At 70.1% G+C, this 3,863-nt stretch carries 3 protein-coding genes and 1 pseudogene; 3 read left to right on the top strand and 1 reads right to left on the bottom strand.

Going from position 1 to position 3,863, the window contains the following annotated elements:
• The first annotated feature begins 8 nt into the window (after window positions 1-8).
• From QZH66_RS14545 to QZH66_RS14535, 3 genes are all read left to right on the top strand, one after another.
• Complete coding sequence (locus tag QZH66_RS14545) at window positions 9-1,109, top strand: AI-2E family transporter (RefSeq protein WP_305806647.1); 1,101 nt, start codon at window positions 9-11, stop codon at window positions 1,107-1,109.
• Between the two features lie 64 nt (window positions 1,110-1,173).
• Window positions 1,174-1,878 (top strand): HAD family hydrolase, encoded by a 705-nt coding sequence (locus QZH66_RS14540; RefSeq protein WP_305806646.1) that lies wholly within the window; start codon window positions 1,174-1,176, stop codon window positions 1,876-1,878.
• 32 nt (window positions 1,879-1,910) lie between these two features.
• A complete protein-coding gene (locus QZH66_RS14535; RefSeq protein ID WP_305806645.1) occupies window positions 1,911-3,416 on the top strand; it encodes a leucyl aminopeptidase family protein in 1,506 nt (501 codons plus the stop codon).
• A gap of 32 nt (window positions 3,417-3,448) precedes the next feature.
• Here QZH66_RS14535 and QZH66_RS14530 read toward each other — a convergent pair.
• A pseudogene (locus tag QZH66_RS14530) lies at window positions 3,449-3,863 on the bottom strand (anti-sigma factor); the annotation flags it as partial.

Genomic DNA, 3,863 nt, shown 5'->3' with positions numbered 1-3,863 from the left:
AGGCCGCCATGAGCCCTTCGTCGGACGTCGCCGCCCCTGACCGCCCCGCCGAGCCGGCCCCGTTGCCGCCGCGGCCGCGCGCGTCCAGCGCGCTGGTGGTACTGGCCACGCTCGCGGTCGGCTACACGCTGTGGGCGGCGCAGACGGTGATCCTGCCGATCCTGCTGGCCATGTTCTTCGCGTTGATCGGCAACCCCATCATCCGGGTGTTGCAGAAAGCCTACCTGCCGCGTTTTGTCGCGGCGATGCTGGTGCTGGTGGTGGGGCTGGCCGCCGCCGGCGCCCTGAGCGTGCAGTTGATCGGTCCGGCAGCGGACTGGTTCCAGCAGGCGCCGCGGCAGATGCGCGACATCTCGCAGCAGGTGCGTACCCTGACCCGCCCGATGCAGCAGGCCAACCAGGCGGCCGAGAGTTTCGCCCGCGCTGCCGGGGGCGAGGGCAACCGCAAGGTGCAGGTGATCCGCACCCAGCTCGATGATCCCTACAAGGTGCTCACGCGCACCCCCAAGCTGGCCGCCTCGGTGCTGGCGGTGGTGCTGCTGACGCTGTTCTTCATGATCTACGGCGAGAGCCTGCAGCGGCACGCCATCGCCTTGCTGCCCAATCGCCAGCAGCAGCGTTTCACCACCGACATCCTGCGTTCGATCGAGCGCGAGGTGTCGCGCTACGTGCTGACCATTGCCATCATCAACAGCCTGGTCGGGCTGGTGCTGGCCGGCATCCTGATGCTGCTGAAAATCCCCATGCCCGAAGCGCTGCTGTGGGGCACGGTGGGGGCGCTGCTGAATTTCGCGCCCTATGTCGGCCCGTTGATCGGGGTGGTGCTGATGCTGGTGATGGGCTTTGTCGCCTTCAACGATCCGGTTAGCGCCTCGCTGCCCGCCGCCTGCTATCTGGCGCTGCATGCGATCGAAGGCCAGGTGGTGACGCCGATCGTGCTTGGCCGCAGCATGTCCATTTCGCCGCTGATGCTGATCCTGGCACTGATGCTGTTTGGCTGGCTGTGGGGCATTGTCGGGCTGCTGCTGGCGGTGCCGTTGCTGGTGTGCATCAAACTGGTGCTGGTGCGGCTGGACGGCATGCGGGGCTGGGCGCGCCTGCTGGAATGAGCGCGGGATGCTGCATTCCCCGGCCGCGCGGCCCGCGGTGCCGCGGTTGCCGTAAAATACGCGGGTGAACTTTCCTGTCCTCGCCATCACGCTTGATCTGGACGACACCCTCTGGCCGTTCGCTCCCATCGGCGCGCGGATCGAGCAGGTGTTGCACGACTGGATGCTGCAGCACAGCCCGGTCACCGCGGCGATGTTCCCAAAAGAGGCGATGCGCGAACTGCGCGAGCGCACGTACGCCGCCCACCCGCACCTGCACCACGACCTGAGCGCGCTGCGACGGCTGACCCTGAGCGCCGCACTGGAAAAGAGCGGCGCCGACATGGCGCTGCTGGAGCCGGCCTACGAAGCCTTCTACGCCGCACGCAACCAGGTGGAATGCTACCCGGATGCGCTCGCGGCGCTGGCGCGGATTGCCGCCACCCATCCGGTGGCCGCGCTGAGCAACGGCAATGCGGACCTGCAACGGATCGGGCTGTCGCACCATTTCGTGTTCCAGCTGGGCTCGCGCGAACATGGCGCCGCCAAGCCGGAACCGAGCATCTTCCATGCCGCGTGCGAGCGCCTGGGGGTGGCCCCGGCGCAGGTGCTGCATGTGGGTGACCACATCGAAATGGACGTGGCCGGCGCGATGCAGGCCGGCCTGCGCGGTTGCTGGATCAATCGCCACGCCCACCCCTGGAACCACCCGACGCTGCAGCCCGACCTGCAGTTCGACACCCTGACCGGACTGGCCGACTGGCTGGATGCCAACGCATCCACGCGCTGACCGGCGCCGCCCCCGCTTACTGGACCTGTGACATGACCCTGCCCAACGGTTTCACCTCCGACGCTTCCGGCGCCCTGCCCCTGTTTGTGGTCGACAACGCCGGTTTCGCGGACTGGCGCGACACCCAGCCCGCCACCACCTGCCAGTGGATGGCCTCGCAGCAGTTCACCGGCAGCGCCGGCAGCTGCCTGTTGATGCCCGGCGAAGCCGGCATCCACGGGGTGGTGATCGGCGTCGGCGACCGTCGCGATCCCTACAGCTATGCCCACGCGCCGCTGGCGCTGCCGGAAGGCAGCCGCTGGCAGCTGGCCAACGAGCTTTCCGCGCAGGACACCGCCGCCCTGCACCTGGGCTGGGGCCTGGGCAGCTACCGCTTCAACCGTTACCGCAAGCCGGCGCGCGCGCCGGCACAGCTGTTCGCCACCCCGTCCAGCGAGGTGGCCGACCTGATCGCCGCCTCGCTGCGCGTGCGCGACTGGGTCACCACGCCGGCCCAGGACATGGGCCCGCAACAGCTGGAAGACGCCGCGCGCGAGCTGGCCCGGGCCCACGGCGGCGAGGTCACGGTGTTCGCCGGTGACGAACTGCTGGCCCACAACTTCCCGACCATCCATGCGGTCGGCCGCGCCTCGCATCGCGCGCCGCGCCTGATCGAGCTGCGCTGGGGCACTGCGGGCGCACCGAAGCTGGCGCTGGTCGGCAAGGGCGTGTGTTTCGNACTGCTGGCCCACAACTTCCCGACCATCCATGCGGTCGGCCGCGCCTCGCATCGCGCGCCGCGCCTGATCGAGCTGCGCTGGGGCACTGCGGGCGCACCGAAGCTGGCGCTGGTCGGCAAGGGCGTGTGTTTCGATACCGGCGGCCTGGACCTGAAGCCGGCCGATGGCATGCGCAACATGAAGAAGGACATGGGCGGCGCCGCCCATGCGCTGGCGCTGGCGGGGCTGGTGATGGCGCGGCAGTTGCCGGTGCAGCTGACGCTGCTGGTGGCGGCGGTGGAAAACGCGATCGGTTCGGACGCGATGCGCCCGGGCGACGTGGTGACCACGCGCAAGGGCATCAGCGTGGAAATCGACAACACCGACGCCGAAGGCCGGCTGGTGCTGTGCGACGCGCTGGCCTATGCCAGCGAGATGCAGCCGGACGCGCTCATCGACTTCGCCACCCTGACCGGTGCGGCGCGCATCGCCCTGGGGCCGGACCTGCCGGCGCTGTTCGCCAATGACGAGACCCTGGCCCAGCAGTGGATTGCCGCCGGCGATGCCACCTGCGACCCGGTATGGCGGATGCCGCTGCATCGCCCGTACCTGCGCTATCTCAAGAGCAACGTGGCCGACATCGCCAACGCCGGCTCGCGCATGGCCGGTGCGGTCACCGCCGCGCTGTACCTGGAGCGCTTCGTGGCCGAAGGCCAACGCTGGGCGCATCTGGACGTGTACGCCTGGAACGATGCCGATCGCCCGGGCCGCCCGGCCGGTGGCGAGGCGCTGGCGTTGCGCTCGGCCTGGGCGATGCTCAAGGCCCGCTACGGCGGCTGAGCATGAGCGGTGCCGGCTGACGCCCGCGCGCGTCAGCCGGCACCGCGCAACAACGGCCGCAGCCGGTGCATCCGCGTCTGCGTGGCCGGGCCGACCAGCGCGAACGCGGTATCGCCTTCCGCCCAGTACTGCGCCAGCAGGCGCCCGTCGCGGCGCTCGCCCTGGCGGAAGCGCTCGCTGCGCGGGCGCAGGTACAGGCCGATGCGGGCACCGCCGGCATCCTGATAGACCAGCATCGCCGCGGCGCCTTCGGGCGTGGACAACATGCGCCCGCCCTGCAGCTGGAAACCCTGCGACTGCAGGTCCGGAGCTGCCCCGGCGGCGCCGAAGTTCGCCTGCAGCCAGCGCTGCAGCAGGCTGCCACGGCCGGCATCGGAGTCCAGCGGCACATCGGTGTCGGCAAACAGGCGGTAGGCGGCCACGGCGTCGGCCATCGGCGGGCGCTCG

The sequence above is a fragment of the Stenotrophomonas sp. YIM B06876 genome (genome assembly GCF_030711595.1).
Classification (GTDB): Bacteria; Pseudomonadota; Gammaproteobacteria; order Xanthomonadales; family Xanthomonadaceae; genus Stenotrophomonas.
This window is presented reverse-complemented; position numbering and strand designations above follow the sequence as displayed.